The organism is Variovorax beijingensis, assembly GCF_007828835.1.
Classification (GTDB): Bacteria; Pseudomonadota; Gammaproteobacteria; order Burkholderiales; family Burkholderiaceae_C; genus Variovorax; species Variovorax beijingensis_A.
In genome coordinates this window covers 36,956-54,388 of record NZ_VIVL01000002.1, presented here as the reverse complement: position 1 = coordinate 54,388, position 17,433 = coordinate 36,956, and the positions used below count along the sequence as shown (strand labels likewise).

Annotated in this window: 13 protein-coding genes; all 13 read right to left on the bottom strand. The window is 68.9% G+C overall.

Annotation, left to right across the window (positions count from 1 at the left end; genetic code table 11):
• Positions 1-4: 4 nt before the first annotated feature.
• The 13 genes from lpxC to FB547_RS06495 all read right to left on the bottom strand — a co-directional run bounded on the left by lpxC (position 5) and on the right by FB547_RS06495 (position 17,396).
• The gene (gene lpxC, locus FB547_RS06555; protein WP_012746074.1) at positions 5-928 is read right to left on the bottom strand and encodes a UDP-3-O-acyl-N-acetylglucosamine deacetylase; all 924 of its coding nucleotides are present in this window, start codon (positions 926-928) and stop codon (positions 5-7) included.
• A gap of 205 nt (positions 929-1,133) precedes the next feature.
• Positions 1,134-2,354: a cell division protein FtsZ gene (gene ftsZ, locus FB547_RS06550; protein ID WP_012746073.1), complete on the bottom strand. Its 1,221-nt coding sequence runs from the start codon at positions 2,352-2,354 to the stop codon at positions 1,134-1,136.
• A gap of 169 nt (positions 2,355-2,523) precedes the next feature.
• Positions 2,524-3,753 carry a cell division protein FtsA gene (ftsA, locus tag FB547_RS06545; RefSeq protein ID WP_007832444.1) on the bottom strand — a complete coding sequence of 410 codons (1,230 nt, stop codon included), beginning with the start codon at positions 3,751-3,753 and terminating at the stop codon, positions 2,524-2,526.
• 23 nt (positions 3,754-3,776) lie between these two features.
• Positions 3,777-4,565: a cell division protein FtsQ/DivIB gene (locus FB547_RS06540; RefSeq protein ID WP_012746072.1), complete on the bottom strand. Its 789-nt coding sequence runs from the start codon at positions 4,563-4,565 to the stop codon at positions 3,777-3,779.
• Between the two features lie 2 nt (positions 4,566-4,567).
• Positions 4,568-5,539, bottom strand: a complete 972-nt coding sequence (locus FB547_RS06535) for a D-alanine--D-alanine ligase (RefSeq protein WP_145740664.1) — start codon at positions 5,537-5,539, stop codon at positions 4,568-4,570.
• A complete protein-coding gene (gene murC, locus FB547_RS06530) occupies positions 5,536-6,990 on the bottom strand; it encodes a UDP-N-acetylmuramate--L-alanine ligase (protein ID WP_145740662.1) in 1,455 nt (484 codons plus the stop codon). The genes FB547_RS06535 and murC overlap by 4 nt, the downstream gene beginning before the upstream one ends.
• Entirely contained in the window at positions 6,987-8,051 is a 1,065-nt protein-coding gene (gene murG, locus FB547_RS06525; RefSeq protein ID WP_145740661.1) for an undecaprenyldiphospho-muramoylpentapeptide beta-N-acetylglucosaminyltransferase, read from the bottom strand. Before murG ends, murC begins: the two co-directional genes overlap by 4 nt.
• Positions 8,048-9,346, bottom strand: a complete 1,299-nt coding sequence (ftsW, locus tag FB547_RS06520) for a putative lipid II flippase FtsW (RefSeq protein ID WP_145740659.1) — start codon at positions 9,344-9,346, stop codon at positions 8,048-8,050. The genes murG and ftsW overlap by 4 nt, the downstream gene beginning before the upstream one ends.
• Complete coding sequence (gene murD / locus FB547_RS06515; protein ID WP_145740657.1) at positions 9,343-11,460, bottom strand: UDP-N-acetylmuramoyl-L-alanine--D-glutamate ligase; 2,118 nt, start codon at positions 11,458-11,460, stop codon at positions 9,343-9,345. Before murD ends, ftsW begins: the two co-directional genes overlap by 4 nt.
• A 13-nt stretch (positions 11,461-11,473) precedes the next feature.
• Complete coding sequence (gene mraY, locus FB547_RS06510) at positions 11,474-12,652, bottom strand: phospho-N-acetylmuramoyl-pentapeptide-transferase (protein ID WP_145740656.1); 1,179 nt, start codon at positions 12,650-12,652, stop codon at positions 11,474-11,476.
• Positions 12,653-12,667: 15 nt separating this feature from the next.
• Positions 12,668-14,095, bottom strand: coding sequence for a UDP-N-acetylmuramoyl-tripeptide--D-alanyl-D-alanine ligase (gene murF, locus FB547_RS06505; protein ID WP_186454121.1), 1,428 nt, complete (start codon positions 14,093-14,095; stop codon positions 12,668-12,670).
• On the bottom strand, positions 14,092-15,645 hold the full coding sequence (locus FB547_RS06500) for a UDP-N-acetylmuramoyl-L-alanyl-D-glutamate--2,6-diaminopimelate ligase (RefSeq protein ID WP_145740654.1): 1,554 nt from the start codon (positions 15,643-15,645) through the stop codon (positions 14,092-14,094). Before FB547_RS06500 ends, murF begins: the two co-directional genes overlap by 4 nt.
• A gap of 2 nt (positions 15,646-15,647) precedes the next feature.
• Positions 15,648-17,396 carry a peptidoglycan D,D-transpeptidase FtsI family protein gene (locus FB547_RS06495; protein WP_145740652.1) on the bottom strand — a complete coding sequence of 583 codons (1,749 nt, stop codon included), beginning with the start codon at positions 17,394-17,396 and terminating at the stop codon, positions 15,648-15,650.
• Positions 17,397-17,433: the final 37 nt, after the last annotated feature.

The window sequence follows — 17,433 nt, the reverse complement described above, 5'->3', positions numbered from 1 at the left end:
CGGCCTACCAGGCCCGCGCCACTTCGCCGAAGCCGCGCGGTGCGCGCTTTTCGTCTTCGAAGGTGACGACCTCGTAGGCGTCGCTGTGGGCCAGCAGTTCGCGCAGCAGCTTGTTGTTGAGCGCATGGCCCGAGCGGAACGCGGTGTAGGCCGCGAGCAGCGGCTTGCCGATGATGTAGAGGTCGCCCATGGCGTCGAGGATCTTGTGCTTCACGAACTCGTCGTCGTAGCGCAGGCCCCCGGCATTGAGCACCTTGGTGTCGTCCATCACGATGGCGTTGTCCAGGCCGCCGCCGAGCGCCAGGCCCTTGCTGCGCATGTACTCGACTTCCTTGGTGAAGCCGAAGGTGCGCGCGCGTGCGATGTCGCGGCTGTAGGAGTCGGTGCCGAGGTCGAACTCCACGCGCTGGCCGGTGGAATTGACCACGCGGTGGTCGAAGTCGATCTCGAAGCTCAGCTTGTAGCCGTGGTAGGGCTCCAGGCTCGCCCACTTCTCGTTGGCGCCCTCGCCCTCGCGCACCTCGACCTTGCGCGTCACGCGGATGAAGCGGCGCGGCGCCTTCTGCAGCTCGATGCCCGCGCTTTGCAGCAGGAACACGAAGGACGAGGCCGACCCGTCGAGGATCGGCACTTCGTCGGCCGTGATGTCGATGTAGAGGTTGTCGATCCCGAGGCCGGCGCAGGCCGACATCAGGTGCTCGACCGTCTGCACCTTGGCGCCGCCGGTCGAGACGGTGGAGGCCAGGCGCGTGTCGGTCACCGCTTCGGCGGTCATGCGGATGTCGACCGGCTCGGGCAGGTCGACACGCCGGAACACGATGCCGGTGTCCACCGGAGCGGGGCGCAGCGTGAGTTCCACGCGCTGGCCGCTGTGAAGCCCCACGCCCACGGCGCGGCTGATCGACTTGAGGGTTCGTTGTTGCAGCACGCCGAAGATTTTAGGCGCGCGGCGCCCGTGCCGCCCTATTCCCCTCGCTATGGCAGCGATAGACATGGGTTCTATGCCCACCGACCGGCGATGGACGCAAAGGGCACGAAGCGGACGCAGCGCCTAGAGCCGGCAGAAGTCCCTTTCAGGTCTTCCCCGTACCCCTTGCGAACCTTCGTGCCCTCTGCGTTCGGTTGCCTTGCCGTCAATCGGCTTGACGGCGCAGGAATGCCGGGATCTCGAAATCGTCCATGCCGCCCGACGACAGCGCATCCACCTTGGCCGCGGCCATGGTGCGGTTCGTGCGCCACACGCTGGGAACGGCCATGCCGTCGTAGTTCGGCTGGTTGCCGCCGCCGTGGCCGGCGTGGCCCGCATGGCCGGCGCCGAGCGTGGGCACGTTGAACGGGATGTTGTCGGTGCCGGTGCGGATCACTTCGAGCGTCGGTGCCTGGCGGCGCGCATCGGCGCGCGACAGGCCGGTGGCGACCACCGTCACGCGCATCTGGTCGCCCAGGCTCTCGTCGTAGGCCGCGCCATAGATCACGTGCGCATCGGGCGAGGCGTAGGCGCGGATGGTGTTCATCGCGAGCTTCGACTCGTTGAGCTTCAGCGAGCCCTTCGATGCGGTCACCAGCACCAGCACGCCCTTGGCGCCCGAGAGGTCGATGCCTTCGAGCAGCGGGCAGGCCACGGCCTGCTCGGCGGCAATGCGCGCGCGGTCCGGGCCGGCAGCAGCGGCCGTGCCCATCATGGCCTTGCCGGGCTCGCCCATCACGGTGCGCACGTCTTCGAAGTCGACGTTCACGCCGCCGTACTCGTTGATGATTTCCGAGATGCCGCCCACCGCGTTCTTGAGCACGTCGTTGGCATGCGCGAAGGCTTCGTCCTGGGTGATGTCCTCGCCCAGCACGTCGAGCAGCTTCTCGTTGAGCACCACGATCAGCGAGTCGACGTTGGCCTCGAGCTCGGCCAGGCCGGCGTCGGCATTGGTCATGCGGCGGCCGCCTTCCCAGTCGAAGGGCTTGGTCACCACGCCCACGGTGAGGATGCCCATTTCCTTGGCCACGCGCGCGATCACCGGTGCGGCGCCGGTACCGGTGCCGCCGCCCATGCCGGCCGTGATGAACAGCATGTGCGCGCCGTCGATGGCGGCGCGGATGTCGTCCACCGCGGCTTCGGCCGCGTCACGGCCCTTGTCGGGCTTGCTGCCCGCGCCCAGGCCGCTGGTGCCCAGCTGGATGATCTTGTGCGCGTTGCTGCGCTGGAGCGCCTGCGCGTCGGTGTTGGCGCAGACGAACTGCACGCCCTGCACGCCGCGCTCCATCATGTGCGCGACGGCATTGCCGCCGCCGCCGCCGACGCCGATCACCTTGATCTGGGTGCCTTGGTTGAATTCTTCGACTTCGATCATTTCGATGGTCATTTCTAACTCCTTGAATTTGCAGTTGCCGTTGTGTATCTATGAATTTTTCTGGTGTCTTGACGAGTTCAACGAAGCTGTCGTCGCGGCGGTGGACCCGTGCGCCGCCATCGCTCGTTGAAATGCAAGGGCGGACCGCCGCGTGCGAGCCAGAGTGGGGAGTGGTTCATGGTCAGAAGTTCCCCACGATGAAGTCCTTGAAACGCCCGAACGCAGTCTTTACGGATCCGTTCTTCTGCGCGACCTTGAAGCCGCGCATGCGTGCGAAGCGTGCTTCCTCGAGCAGGCCCATCACGGTGGCGGCGCGCGGCTGCGCCACCATGTCGGAGAGCGCGCTCGAATACTTCGGAATGCCGCGCCGCACCGGCTTCAGGAAGATGTCCTCGCCGAGCTCGACCATACCGGGCATCACCGCGCTGCCGCCCGTGAGCACCACGCCCGAGGACAGCACCTCTTCGTAGCCCGACTCGCGCACCACCTGCTGCACCAGCGAGAAGATCTCCTCGATGCGCGGCTCGATCACGCCGGCCAGCGCCTGCTTGCTCAGCATGCGCGGACCGCGGTCGCCCAGGCCCGGCACTTCCACCTGCGTGTCGGGGTCGGCCAGCAGCTGCTTGGCATAGCCGTTTTCGACCTTGATGTCTTCCGCGTCCTTGGTGGGCGTGCGCAGCGCCATCGCGATGTCGCTGGTGATCAGGTCGCCCGCGATCGGGATCACCGCCGTGTGGCGGATCGCGCCGTTGGTGAAGATGGCCACGTCGGTGGTGCCCGCGCCGATGTCCACCAGCACCACGCCGAGCTCGCGCTCGTCCTCGGTCAGCACCGCCTGGCTGGAGGCCAGCGGATTGAGCATCAGCTGGTCGACCTCGAGGCCGCAGCGGCGCACGCACTTGATGATGTTCTCGGCCGCGCTCTGCGCGCCGGTCACGATGTGCACCTTGGCCTCGAGCCGCATGCCGCTCATGCCGATCGGCTCCTTCACGTCCTGCCCGTCGATCACGAATTCCTGCGGCTCCACCAGCAGCAGGCGCTGGTCGCTCGAGATGTTGATGGCGCGCGCGGTTTCCACCACGCGGGCCACGTCGGCGGGCGTGACCTCCTTGTCCTTCACCGCCACCATGCCGCTCGAATTGATGCCGCGGATGTGGCTGCCGGTGATGCCGGTGTAGACGCGGCTGATCTTGCAGTCGGCCATCAGCTCGGCCTCCTTCAAGGCCTGCTGGATGCTCTGCACCGTGGCGTCGATGTTCACCACCACGCCTCGCTTGAGGCCGTTGCTCGGCGCGATGCCGAGCCCCGCCAGCTTGAGTTCGCCGCCGGGCAGCACCTCGGCGACGACCACCATCACCTTGGCGGTTCCGATGTCGAGTCCGACAACCAGGTCTTTGTATTCTTTGGGCATTGAATGTCCTCGGTATTCGCTATCTATTTCTTCTTCGTCTTGGGGTCGGCAACGACCGTGGTGACGCCGCGAAGACGCAGCGCATAGGCGTCGTTGTGCCGCAGGTCGGCCCCCTCGACGTCCGCCGCGGTGCGGCGGTACTGGCCCGCGACCTGGGTCACGGTCTTCAGGAAACGCTGCGTGCGGGCCGTCACCTCCTCGGCCTGGCCGCGGCCCAGCTCGATCTCGGCGCCGGTGTCCAGCACCGCCTTCCAGCTGCCCCGGCTCGACAGCGTGAGTTCTTCCACGCTGAAGTCGTAGGGCGGGAACAGCGGCGCAATCACGCGGTACATGCCAAGCACCTGCCCGGCCTGCTCGATGGGACCGTCGAGCCGCGGCAGCCGGTCGTCCACCTCGGCCACGTTGGCTTCGAACACCTCGCCAAAGCCGTTGATCAGCTTCGAGCCGGCCTCGTCGCCCCAGTTGGCCACCGGCACCTGCTCGGTCAGCGTCACGCGCAGCTTGTTCGGGAACTCGCGCCGCACCACCGCCTTGCGCACCCAGGGCACCGACTCGAAAGCGGTTCTCGCACGCGCCAGGTCGACGGTGAAGAAGTTGCCCGCGAGTTGCGGCGCGACGTTGGCGCGCAGCGTCACGGCGTTGTTGTGCGTCACGTCGCCATCGACCTTGATGCCGCCGATCGGAAAGAACGGCTGGCGCAGCACCCACCATGCGCCCGCCGCCAGCAGCATGAGCGCCACCACCACGAACGCCAGGTTCGAGACGATGTTCATGAGCTTGACGTCGAACGGAACAGGGATGCTGTCGGCCATGGCTATTGCGCTCCCCCCGCGGCATCCAGCGAAGCCGAGGCCAGCACGCGCAGGCACAAGTCTTCGTAGGCGATGCCCGATGCGCGCGCCGACATGGGCACCAGCGAATGGCTGGTCATGCCGGGCGAGGTGTTCATCTCGAGCAGGAAAGGCTTGCGGTCGCTCGCGCGGATCATCACGTCGGCGCGGCCCCAGCCGCGGCAGCCGAGTGTGTGGTACGCGGCCAGCGTGATGCGCTGGATCTCGTGCTCCTCGGCTTCGGGCAGGCCGCTCGGGCAGTGGTACTTCACGTCGTCGGTGAAGTACTTGTTCTGGTAGTCGTAGGCGCCTTCGGGCGCGGCAATGCGCACCACGGGCAGCGCACGGGCGTCGAGGCCGCTGCCGAGCACGGCGCAGGTCACTTCCTCGCCTTCGATGAACTCCTCGCACAGCACGTCGGCGTCGTACTTCGCCGACAGCGCCACGGCATCCTGCATCTGCGAGTAGCCCTCGACCTTGGTCACGCCGATCGACGAGCCCTCGCGCGGCGGCTTCACGATGAGCGGCAGCCCGAGCACGTCGGGCACGGCGCGGATCTGCTCGCGGCTTTGCTGGTCGAAAGCCAGGCGCACGTACCTGGGCGTCGGCAGCCCGTCGGCCTGCCAGATGCGCTTGGTCATGACCTTGTCCATGGCCACGCTCGAAGCCATCACGCCCGAGCCGGTATAGGGAATACCGAGCAGCTCGAGCGCGCCCTGCACCGTGCCGTCCTCGCCGTGCCGGCCGTGCAGCGCGATGAAGCAGCGCGCGAAACCCTCGCGCCGCAGCTCGACCAGGTCGCGCTCGGCGGGATCGAAGGCATGCGCATCGACACCGCGCGAGCGCAGCGCCCCGAGCACGCCATTGCCGGAAAGGAGCGAGATTTCGCGCTCGGCGGAGCTTCCGCCGAACAGCACGGCCACCTTGCCGAATTGCTTTGGATCCTGAAGGCTCATGCTGCCTCCCCCTTGCGCCTGCTGCGCGTTGTTGGCGGCAGCGATGCCGCGGCTGCAATTTCAACCACCTTGCCCGGCACGGCGCCAATGGAGCCCGCACCCATGCAAAGCACCACGTCGCCGGCGCGCGCGTTGTCCAGGATGGCCTGCGGCATGGCGCCGATGTCGTCGACGAACACCGGCTCCACCTTGCCGGCCACGCGCAGGGCGCGCGCCAGCGTGCGGCCGTCCGCTGCCACGATGGGCGGCTCGCCCGCGGCATAGACCTCGCCCAGCAGCACCGCGTCGGCATTGCCGATGACCTTGACGAAGTCCTCGAAGCAGTCGCGCGTGCGGGTGTAGCGGTGCGGCTGGAAGGCCAGCACCAGCCGGCGCCCCGGGAACGCGCCGCGCGCGGCGGCAATGGTCGCGGCCATCTCGACCGGGTGATGGCCGTAGTCGTCGATCACCGTGAAGCTGCCGGCCGGCTCGCCCTGCGCGGCCACCTCGCCATAGCTCTGGAAGCGGCGGCCCACGCCCTTGAAGCCGGCCAGTCCGCGCTGCACCGCTTCGTCGGGAATGCCGAGCTCCACCGCCACCGCGATCACCGAAAGCGCGTTGCGCACGTTGTGCTCGCCCGGCAGGTTCAGCACGATCGGCAGGTCGGGCAGCGTGACGCCGTTGCGCCGCTGGGCCGTGAAATGCATCTGGCCGCCCACCGCGCGCACGTCGATCGCGCGCACCTGGGCTTCCTCGCCGAAGCCGTAGCTCGTCACCGGGCAGGTGACTTCGGCCACGATGTCGCGCACCGCCGGATCGTCGGTGCACAGGATGGCCACGCCATAGAACGGCATGCGGTGCAGGAAATCGACAAAAGCCTTCTTGAGCCTTGCGAAGTCGTGCCCGTAGGTTTCCATGTGGTCGGCATCGATGTTCGTGACCACTGCCATCACGGGCAGCAGGTTCAGGAACGAGGCGTCCGACTCGTCGGCTTCCACCACGATGTAGTCGCCGCTGCCGAGCTGCGCGTTGGCGCCGGCGCTGTTCAGGCGCCCGCCGATCACGAAGGTGGGATCGAGCCCGGCCGCATCGAGCACGCTCGCCACCAGGCTGGTGGTGGTGGTCTTGCCGTGCGTGCCCGCGATCGCGATGCCCTGCTTGAGCCGCATCAGTTCGGCCAGCATCAGCGCACGCGGCACCACGGGAATGCGCTTCTCGCGCGCGGCCAGCACCTCGGGGTTGTCCGACTGCACCGCGGTGGAAGTGACGACCGCATCCGCGCCGTCGATGTGCGCAGCGGCATGGCCCACGAAGGTGCCGATGCCCAGGCCCGCGAGCCGGCGCAGGGTGGCGCTGTCGGCCAGGTCGGAACCGGTGATGCGGTAGCCCAGGTTGAACAGCACCTCGGCGATGCCGCTCATGCCCGAGCCGCCGATGCCCACGAAATGGATGTGACGGATCGCGTGCTTCATCTGGCAAGCTCCTCGCAGGCGCGGACGACGGCCTCGACGGCTTCGGTCTTCTGCATGGTTTTGGCCCTGGTGGCCTTGTCGATCAGCGCGGTGCGCTCGGTTTTCTGTAGCAAATCAGCCAGCAATTCAGGAGTGAGGTCGGCCTGCTGCACCAGCCATCCGCCGCCCGCGTCGACGAGGAAGCGCGCGTTGGTGGTCTGGTGGTCGTCGACCGCCGAGGGAAAAGGCACGAACAGCGCTGCTGCGCCGACGGCCGCGATTTCTGTCACGGTGCTGGCCCCGGCGCGCGCGACGATGATGTCGGCGTCGGCATAGGCCTGCGCGGTGTCTTCGATGAAGGGCGTGAGTTCGCCCTCCACGCCGGCTGCCGCATAGTTGGCGCGCAGCTCGTCGATCTGTTTGGCGCCGCTCTGGTGCAGCACCCGCGGGCGCGCGGCCGGCGCGATGCGCGCCAGCGCCTGCGGCACCACGGCGTTGAGCGCCTTGGCCCCCAGGCTGCCGCCCACCACCAGGAGCCGCAGCGGTCCGCTGCGGCCTGCGAAGCGCACGGCCGGCTCGGGTTGCGAGGTGAACGCCGCGCGCAGCGGGTTGCCCACCCACTGCGCCTTCTTCAGCACGTTGGGGAAGGCCGTGAACACGCGGTCGGCCACACCCGCCAGCACCTTGTTGGCAAGGCCGGCCACCGAGTTCTGCTCATGCAGCACCAGCGGCTTGTTGAGCAGCACGCTCATCATTCCGCCCGGAAAGGTGATGTAGCCGCCGAGGCCGACGACGACGTGGGGCTGCACGCGGCGCACCACGCCGATGCTCTGCCAGAACGCGCGCAGAAGCCGCAGCGGCAGCAGGAACAGCGTGAGCGGCCCCTTGCCGCGCACGCCGCCGAACTGCACCGGCTCGAAGGCAAAGCCGCGCGGCGGCACGAGCTTTTCTTCCATGCTGCCGGGCGCGCCCAGCCAGTGCACGCGCCAGCCGCGCTCGCGCAGCGCCTCGGCCACCGCGAGCCCCGGGAAGATGTGGCCGCCGGTGCCGCCGGCCATGACGAGTGCGGTGCGGCCGGTCATATGCGTCCCCCCCGCATCAACACGCGGTTCTCGTAGTCGATGCGCAGCACGACAGCGAGCGCCACCAGGTTCATCAGGATGGCCGAGCCGCCGAAGCTCATCAGCGGCAAGGTGAGCCCCTTGGTTGGCAGTGCGCCGAGGTTCACGCCCATGTTGATGAAGGCCTGGAAGCCGATCCACACGCCCACGCCCTGCGCCACGAGGCCCGAGAACACGCGGTCGAGCGCGATCGCCTGGCGGCCGATGTGCATGACGCGGCGCGTCAGCCAGAGGAACAGGCCGATGATCAGCAGCACGCCGACCAGGCCGAACTCCTCGCCGATCACCGCGAGCAGGAAGTCGGTGTGCGCCTCGGGCAGCCAGTGCAGCTTCTCGACGCTGCCGCCCAGGCCGACGCCGAAGACCTCGCCGCGGCCGATGGCGATCAGCGAGTGCGACAGCTGGTAGCCCTTGCCCAGCGCGTGCTCCTCGCTCCACGGATCGAGGTACGCGAAGATGCGCTCGCGGCGCCACGAGCTGGTGGCCACGATGGTGCCGAAGGCCACCACCACCAGCGCCGCGATCACGAAGAACATGCGCGCGTTCACGCCGCCCAGGAACAGGATGCCCATGGCAATCACGGCAATCACCATGAATGCACCCATGTCGGGTTCGGCCATCACCAGCATGCCGACCACCACCACCGCCACGCCCATCGGCAGCACGGCGCGGAAGAAGCGTTCCTTGATCTCCATCTTGCGCACCATGTAGCTGGCGGCATAGAGCACCATCGCGAGCTTGGCGAGCTCGGACGGCTGGAAGCGCATGAAGCCCAGCGGCAGCCAGCGCCGCGCGCCATTGACGTTGATGCCGATGTGCGGAATGAGCACCGCCACCAGCAGCAGCAGCGAGGCCACGAAGAGCCAGGGTGCGGCGCGCTCCCAGGTCTTCATGGGAATCTGGAAGGCCAGCAGCGCCGCGATGAACGCGAACACCACCGAGGCCGCGTGCCGCGTGAGGAAGAACGACGCGCTGTAGCCCGCACGCGCGAAGCGCGGGTTGTCCGGCAGCGCGATGGAGGCCGAATAGACCATCACCAGGCCCCAGGTGAGCAGCGCCACGGTGACCCAGACCAGCGCCTGGTCGAAGCCCAGCACGCGCATCGGCGCGGCCTTGGTCTGCGTGACGCCGGCGCCGCCCAGCCGCACCGGCAGGTGCACCGGCAGCGAATCGATGCCGCTGCGTGCGCGCCGGAACCAGCCGCCGAAACGGCTGGTCTTTGCGTTGGGCGTGGCGCCGGCGGCCGTGGTGTTCAAACCGGGTCTCCCGAAGAAAAGTCGGCATCGTTCGACGACGGGGCCGCCTCGCGCGGGTCGTCCGCAAGCGCCTGCACGGCCTCGCGGAACACGGCCGCGCGGTGCTCGTAGTCCTTGAACATGTCGAAGCTCGCACAGGCCGGTGACAGCAGCACGGCATCGCCGGGGTTGGCGCGCGCGGCGGCCAGCTTGACGGCCTCCTGCATCGAGCCCGCGTGCATCAGCGAAGCACCGGTGGCGGCCAGCGCCTGCTCGATCAGCGGCGCATCGCGGCCGATGAGCACCACGGCGCGCGCGTACTGCGCCACGGGCGCGGCCAGTGGTTCGAAGTCCTGGCCCTTGCCCTCGCCGCCGAGGATCACGACCACGCGCCGGTCTTCGCCCAGGCCGTTGAGCGCGGCGACCGTTGCACCGACGTTGGTGCCCTTGCTGTCGTCGAAGTACTCGACCTCGTCGACGATGGCGATCGGCTCCACGCGGTGCGGCTCGCCGCGGTATTCGCGCAGGCCATAAAGCATGGGGCCGAGCGGGCAGCCGGCGGCGCTGGCCAGCGCGAGCGCCGCCAGTGCGTTCATCGCGTTGTGGCGGCCGCGGATGCGCAGCACGTCGGCGGGCAGCAGGCGCTGCAGGAAGATTTCTTCCTCGACCACCGCGCCGCGCTTGCGCTTCTGCGTCTCGTCGGCTTCGAGTGCGCGCACCAGCCAGGCCATGCCGTTGACGCGTTCGATGCCGTAGTCGCCGGGGCGCTGCGGCATCGAGGCGCCGAAGGTGACATGGGCACGGACCTGCGGGCGCTGCAGCTTCACCTTGACAGGCGCAGGCAGCATGGTCATCACGCCGGGATCGTCGCGGTTGAGCACCATGAGGCCCTGCGTGCCGAAGATGCGCGCCTTGGCCGCGGCGTAATGCGGCATGTCGCCATGCCAGTCGAGATGGTCCTGCGTGAGGTTGAGCACCGTGGCGGCGGTCGGCTCGAAGCCCTGCACGCCGTCCAGCTGGAAGCTCGAGAGTTCGAGCACCCAGACGTCGGGCAGCGTCTCGGCATCGATGTGCGCGGCCAGGGTGTCGAGCAGCGTCGGGCCGATGTTGCCGGCCACGGCCACGCTCTTGCCCGCGCGCTCGACCAGCTGGCCGGTGAGCGCGGTGACGGTGGTCTTGCCGTTGGTGCCGGTGACGGCGAGCACCGCGGGCGTGTAGCCCTTGGGCGCCGGCGGCTCCTCGATCGGCACCAGCTTGAGCTGCGGCGTGTCTTCTTCCTCGACCGCGGCGGAGGCCGGGTTGGTGGCGGAGAGTTCGGCGATCTTCGCGACGAACTCGGCGGCCTCCCTGGCGGCCGTGGGGACGTAGGGCTGGCCGGGGGTCGGCAGGCGCGACACGATGGCGGAGGCCGGTGCGGGTGCCGGCGCGGGGGCGGAGGCTTCTTGCGCCTCGGCTGCCGGCGCCTCTTCCTGCGCCGGCTGTTGCTCTTCTTCGGGCGGCGGCGCGGCGGGAACGTTCAGCGACGGGTCGCGCGGCATGGCTTCGGCCTGCGCGGTGGGCGGTGCGGGTTCGGCTTCTGCCACATCGGCAGCGGCAGCGGGCTCTGCCGCTTCCGGCATCTCGGGCGTTGCCGGCTCTTGCGGTGCCGCGACCGCCACAGCTTCCGCCGGTTCACCAGCGAGCGGCAATTCGCCCTGCGCCTCGGGTTCTGCGGCGGGCTCCGCCGGCACCTCCACCACAGGCTCGTCTTCCGGCACACCAGGTGCCGCTTCGACCGCGGGCAGCTCGACGGTCCGCAGGTCCAGCAGCGCGCGTGCAAACAGATCCAGTTCGCCGCCAACCGCCAGTCCCACGGCCCGCGCCGCATCGACGACCGGTGCAATGGTCGCGGGCGACAGCCCCGGCGAGCGGTACACGGCACGGATCGGTGTGCCTTCGACCAGCGCGGCCGAGAACGGGCCGCCGATGAACGCGACCTCGGGCCATTCCGTCCGCAGCGTCGCAAGCAGCGCCGGCGCCTCCCGCGTATCGGCCACCGTGACGACCGCGCCGTGGCGCGCGCACCAGCGCGCCATCGCCAGCCCGGACGCACCGAGGCCGAGGATCAATACGGGGAGGTCTTTCAGGTGCCGCATGTGCTTTCTCTTTTCACCGCAGCTTCAGCGTCGACAGGCCCACGAGGCACAGCAGCATCGTGATGATCCAGAAGCGCACCACGACCTGCGTCTCGCGCCAGCCGCTCTTCTCGAAGTGGTGGTGCAGCGGCGCCATCTTGAGCACGCGGCGACCCTCGCCGTAGCGCTTCTTGGTGTACTTGAAGTACATGACCTGCGCCATCACCGAGATCGCCTCGACCACGAAGATGCCGCCCATGATGAAGAACACGATCTCCTGGCGCACGATGACCGCGATGGTGCCCAGTGCGCCGCCGAGCGCCAGCGCGCCCACGTCGCCCATGAAGACCTGCGCCGGATGGGTGTTGAACCAGAGGAACGCGAGGCCCGCGCCGGCCATGGCCGAGCAGAACACCAGCAGTTCGCCCGAGCCCGGGATGTTGGGGAACAGCAGGTACTTGGAATACACCGCGCTGCCCGTGACGTAGGCGAACACGCCCAGCGCCGAGCCCACCATCACCACCGGCATGATCGCCAGGCCGTCCAGGCCGTCGGTCAGGTTGACCGCGTTGCTCGCGCCCACGATCACCAGATAGGTCAGGATCACGAAGCCGATGCCGCCGAGCGGATAGCTCACTTCCTTGAAGAAGGGCACCAGCAGGTTGATCTTGGGCGGAAAGTCGAGGTCGAAGCCCGACTGCACCCAGGCGAAGAACAGCTGCAGCACGCGCCAGTTCGAGCTCTCCGAGATGCTGAAGAGCAGGTAGAAGCCCGCGATCAGGCCGACCACCGACTGCCAGAAATACTTCTCGCGCGAACGCATGCCCTCCGGGTCCTTGCGCACCACCTTGCGCCAGTCGTCGACCCAGCCGATGGCGCCGAAGCCCAGCGTGACCCACAGCACGATCCAGACGAAGCGGTTGGAGGGGTCGAACCACATCAGCGTGGCGAAGGCGATGGCGAACAGCACCAGCACGCCGCCCATGGTGGGCGTGCCGCTCTTGGTCAGGTGCGTTTCCATGCCATAGCCGCGCACCGGCTGGCCGATCTTGAGCGCGGCCAGCCGGCGGATCACGTAGGGGCCGGCCACCAGGCCGACGACCAGCGCCGTCAGCGCAGCCATCAGCGCACGGAACGTGAGGTACTGGAAAACGCGCAGGAACCCGAACTCGGGCGAAAGTGTCTGCAGCCATTGGGCCAGGCTCATCAGCATGTGGTGTCGCGCGGCTCATGCGTCATGACCGGCCTCCTTTTGTTGTCGTGATTGCTCGATCGCCTGCACCACGCGCTCCATCTTCATGAAGCGCGAGCCCTTGACGAGCACGCTCCCCACCTGGGGCAGCCGCGCCAGCACCGCGGCGACGAGCGCCTCGATATCCGGGAAATGGCGGCCGTTGTCGCCGCCGTTGAAGGCCGCGATGCTGTGCGCGGTTTCGGCGCCGAGCGCATGCACGGCCTCGATGCCGCGCTGCCGCGCCCAGTCGCCGACCTCGGCATGGAACTCGGGCGCGCGGTTGCCGACCTCGCCCATGTCGCCGAGCACCAGCAGGCGCGGGCCGGGCAAGGCCGCAAGCACGTCGATGGCCGCGCGCACGGAATCGGGATTGGCGTTGTAGCTGTCGTCCACCAGCGTGAGCGAATGCCCGCCGGGCAGCACCACCGCGCTCGCCTTGGAGCGGCCCTTGACCGGTGCGAAGGCCGTGAGGCCGCGGGCAATGACTTCGGGCGGAATGCCGGCGGCGAGCGCGCACGCGGTGGCTGCCAGCGCATTGACGACGTTGTGCCGGCCCGCGATGTGCAGCTGCGCATCGAAGTCGCCCAGCGGCGTGCGGATGCGCGCTTGCCATGCGCCCTGCCGCCATTCGGCGGCCACCAGCGAGATGTCGGCGTCTTCCTGCTCGCCGAAGGTCATGCAGCGGCGCGTGGCCACCTCGCGTGCCATGTCGTTCCACAGCGGGGCGAACTCGTCGCCATGGGGGAACACCGCGGTGCCGTCCTCCGGCACGAAGGAAAACACCGCGCCGTTCTCGAGCGCCACGGCTTCCACGGTGGCCATGAACTCCAGGTGCTCGCGCTGCGCGTTGTTGACCAGCGCGACGGTCGGACGCGCGATGGCCGCCAGCCGTGCGATCTCGCCCGGATGGTTCATGCCCAGCTCGACCACCGCATGCTGGTGCTTCGCGCGCAGGCGCAGCAGCGTCAGCGGAACGCCGATCTCGTTGTTGAAATTGCCGGCCGTCGCGAGTGCGCGATCGCCCCTGAAGGCCACGAGCACGGCCGCGATCATCTGCGTGACGGTCGTCTTGCCGTTGCTGCCCGTCACGGCGATCAGCGGCAGATCGAACTGCGCGCGCCAGCCGGCGCCGAGCGCGCCGAGCGCGGCCAGCGAATCGGGCACCTCGAGGCCGGCCAGGCCGGCCGCCTCGAGGCCGCCGTGCGCAACGGCGGCGACGGCGCCACGCGCCTTGGCATCGGCCAGGAATTCGTTGGCGTCGAAGCGTTCGCCCTTGAGCGCCACGAACAAGTCGCCCTCGGCGAGCGTGCGGGTGTCGGTATGGACGCGGGCAATGGTGGTTGCCGGGTCGCCCACCAGGCGTGCGCCCGGAATCCATTGCTGCGCCTGGGCCAGCGTGAACATCATCGGCGAATGGCTCATGCGGCACCTCGCCGGGTGAGTGCATCGAGCGCATGGATGCGGTCCGAGAACGGAATGCGCTGGCCGGCGATTTCCTGCCAGGCTTCATGGCCCTTGCCGGCGAGCAGCACCACGTCCTGCGGTGCGGCCTGCGCAATGGCGTCGGCGATGGCGGCCGCGCGGTCAGGCTGCACCTGGGCCGCTTCGGGGCGCGCGAGGCCGAGCAGCACCTGGCTGATGATCGCGTCAGGGTTCTCGCTGCGCGGGTTGTCGCTGGTCACGATCACGCGGTCGGCCTGGCGCTCGGCCACCGCGGCCATCATCGGGCGCTTGATCGGGTCGCGGTCGCCGCCGCAGCCGAACACGCACCAGAGCGCGCCGCCGCGCTGCTGCGCGAGCGGGCGCAGGCCGGCCAGTGCCTTGTCGAGCGCGTCGGGCGTGTGGGCGTAGTCGACTACGGCCAGCGGCGCATTGGCAGCCGCGCCCACGCGCTCCATGCGGCCCGGCACGCTGGTGAGCCCGGCGCAGGCCGCCACGGCCTGCGCGAGCGACAGCCCCAGCGCCCGCAGCGTGCCGAGCACGCCCAGCAGGTTGGCCACGTTGTACTGGCCGATCAGGCCGGTCGACATGCGCTCCACGGCATCGCTGTCGTGTTCGGCCACCGAGAACCGCAGGCCCTGCGCGTCGTAGCCGACGTCGCGCGCCATGAGCCGCGCCGGCGCGCCGGCAGCCGAGACGGTCCAGACGTCGAGCGCGCCGATGCCGGCCTCGAGCAGGTTCGCGCACAGGCTGGCGCCGTGCACGTCGTCGATGTTGATCACCGCGGCGCGCAGGCCGGGCCAGCGGAACAGCTCGGCCTTGGCCTGCCAGTAGGCCTCCATGCTGCCGTGGTAATCGAGATGGTCCTGCGTGAAATTGGTGAACACCGCCACCGCGATGCGCGCGCCGTCGAGCCGGCGTTCGGCGATGCCGATCGACGAGGCTTCGATGGCGCAGGCGCCGAAGCCGCGCTCCACGAGCGCGCGCAGTTCGCGCTGCATCATCACCGGGTCGGGCGTGGTGAGGCCGGTGTAGACGAGCTCCGGCGGCACGCCGATGCCCAGCGTGCCCATCACCGCGCAGGGAGAAGGCACGCCGCGCTCGGCGCTGCCGTCGAGCCGCGGCGCGCGAACGCCGCCGGGCACGGCCAGCGCGGAGAGCGATTCGGCGAGCCACCATGCGGTGGAGGTCTTGCCATTGGTGCCGGTCACGGCCAGCACTTCGAGCGCGGCCGAGGGGTCGTCGTAGAAGGCCGATGCGATCGGACCGGTGGCGGCCTTGAGCCCCGGGTAGCTTGCGATGCGCTCGTCGCCATCGAAGCCGAAGGCCTCGACGCCCTGGTGCTCGACCAGGCAGGCCGCAGCGCCCTGCGCCAGTGCCGAAGCCACGTGCCTGCGCCCGTCGGTGGCCGCGCCGGGCCAGGCGATGAAGCCGTCGCCCGCGCCCACCGGCCGGCTGTCCGCATGCAGCGCGCCCTGCACGCGCTCCTTGAGCCAGAGCGCGGCGAGCGAGGGGGAAGTGAGTGTCAGCATGCTCAGAAGCTCTCGTCGACGCCTTGCGTCACCACCAGCGGTTTGACCGCGAGGTCGGGCGGAACGTTCATCATGCGCAGGGTCTGCTGCACGACCTCGCTGAAAACGGGCGCGGCGGCCACGCCGCCGAAATACTGGCCATCGCTCGGCTCGTCGATCATCACGCCGACGATGATGCGCGGCTTTTCGATCGGTGCCATGCCGGTGAACCAGGCGCGATATTTGTTGCTCGCGTAACCTTTGCCAACCTGCTTGTGCGCGGTGCCCGACTTGCCGCCGACCGAGTAGCCGATGGTCTGCGCGCGCGTGCCGGTGCCGCCCGGGCCGGCCGCCATCTGCAGCATCTTGCGCACGGCCAGCGCGTTCGACGGCGAGAACACCCGCACGCCCACGGGTGACTCGGTGCTCTTGAGGATGGTGACCGGAATGATGGCCCCGTCATGCGCGAAGGCGGTGTACGAATGCGCCATCTGGAACAGCGACGCCGACAGGCCGTAGCCATAGGCCATGGTGGCCTGCTCGACCGGCTTCCAGGTCTTCCACGGGCGCAGGCGCCCCGTGACCGCGCCGGGGAACTGGATCTGCGGCTTCTGGCCGTAGCCGAGCGCCGTGTAGGTGTCCCACATCTCGTGCGGGGTCATCTTCTGGGCGATCTTGAGCGCGCCCACGTTGCTCGACTTCTGGATCACGCCCTCGACCGTGAGCGTGCCGTAGTTGTGCGTGTCGCTGATGGTGAAGCCGCCCAGCTGGAAGCGGCCGGGCGAGGTCTCGATCAGCGTGGAGGGCTTCACGCGGCCGGCCTCCAGCGCCATGGCCACGGTGATCGGCTTCATGGTCGAGCCGGGCTCGAAGGTGTCGGTAAGCGCGCGGTTGCGCAGCTGCTCGCCCGTGAGGTTCTGCCGCTTGTCGGGCACGTAGCTCGGATAGTTGGCCAGCGCCAGCACCTCGCCGGTGACCGCATCCAGCACCACCACGCTGCCGGCCTTGGCCTTGCGCGCCGTCACCGCGTCGCGCAGCTTCTGGTAGGCGAAGAACTGCACCTTGCTGTCGACGCTGAGCTGGATGTCCTTGCCGTCGACCGGCGGCACCTGCTCGCCCACGCCCTCGACCACGCGGCCCAGGCGGTCCTTGATGACGCGGCGCGAGCCGGCCTTGCCGGCCAGCTCCTTGTTGAAGGAAAGCTCGATGCCTTCCTGTCCGTTGTCCTCGACGTTGGTGAAGCCCACCACGTGCGCCGCGGCCTCGCCCTCGGGGTACTGGCGCTTGTATTCCTTGCGCTGGTAGATGCCCTTGAGGTTGAGCGCGGCAATCTGCTTGGCGATCGGCTCGTCGACCTGGCGCTTGATCCAGACAAAGGTCTTGTCCTCGTCCTCGAGCTTCTTGTCGAAGTCCTTCTGCGGCATCTCGAGCAGCTTGGCCACCTGCTTGAGCTTGGCCCGCACCTCGGGGTCGTCGCGCTCGATATCTTCCGGAATGGCCCAGATGCTTGGCGCCACCACGCTGGAGGCGAGGATCAGCCCGTTGCGGTCGAGGATGCGCCCGCGGTTGGCCGGCAGCTCGAGCGTGCGCGCAAAGCGCACTTCGCCCTGCCGCTGGAAGAAGCTGTTGTTGAACACCTGCACGTAGGCGGCCCGGCCCGCGAGCACCACGAAGCCGAAGGCGATGCCGGCGACGATGAACTTGCTGCGCCAGACCGGCGTCTTGCTCGCGAGCAAGGGACTGGTGGTGTAGCGGACGCTGCGACGGCTCATTGGTGCACCCTTGGCGCTGCGCGCCTTCCCGCCGAGC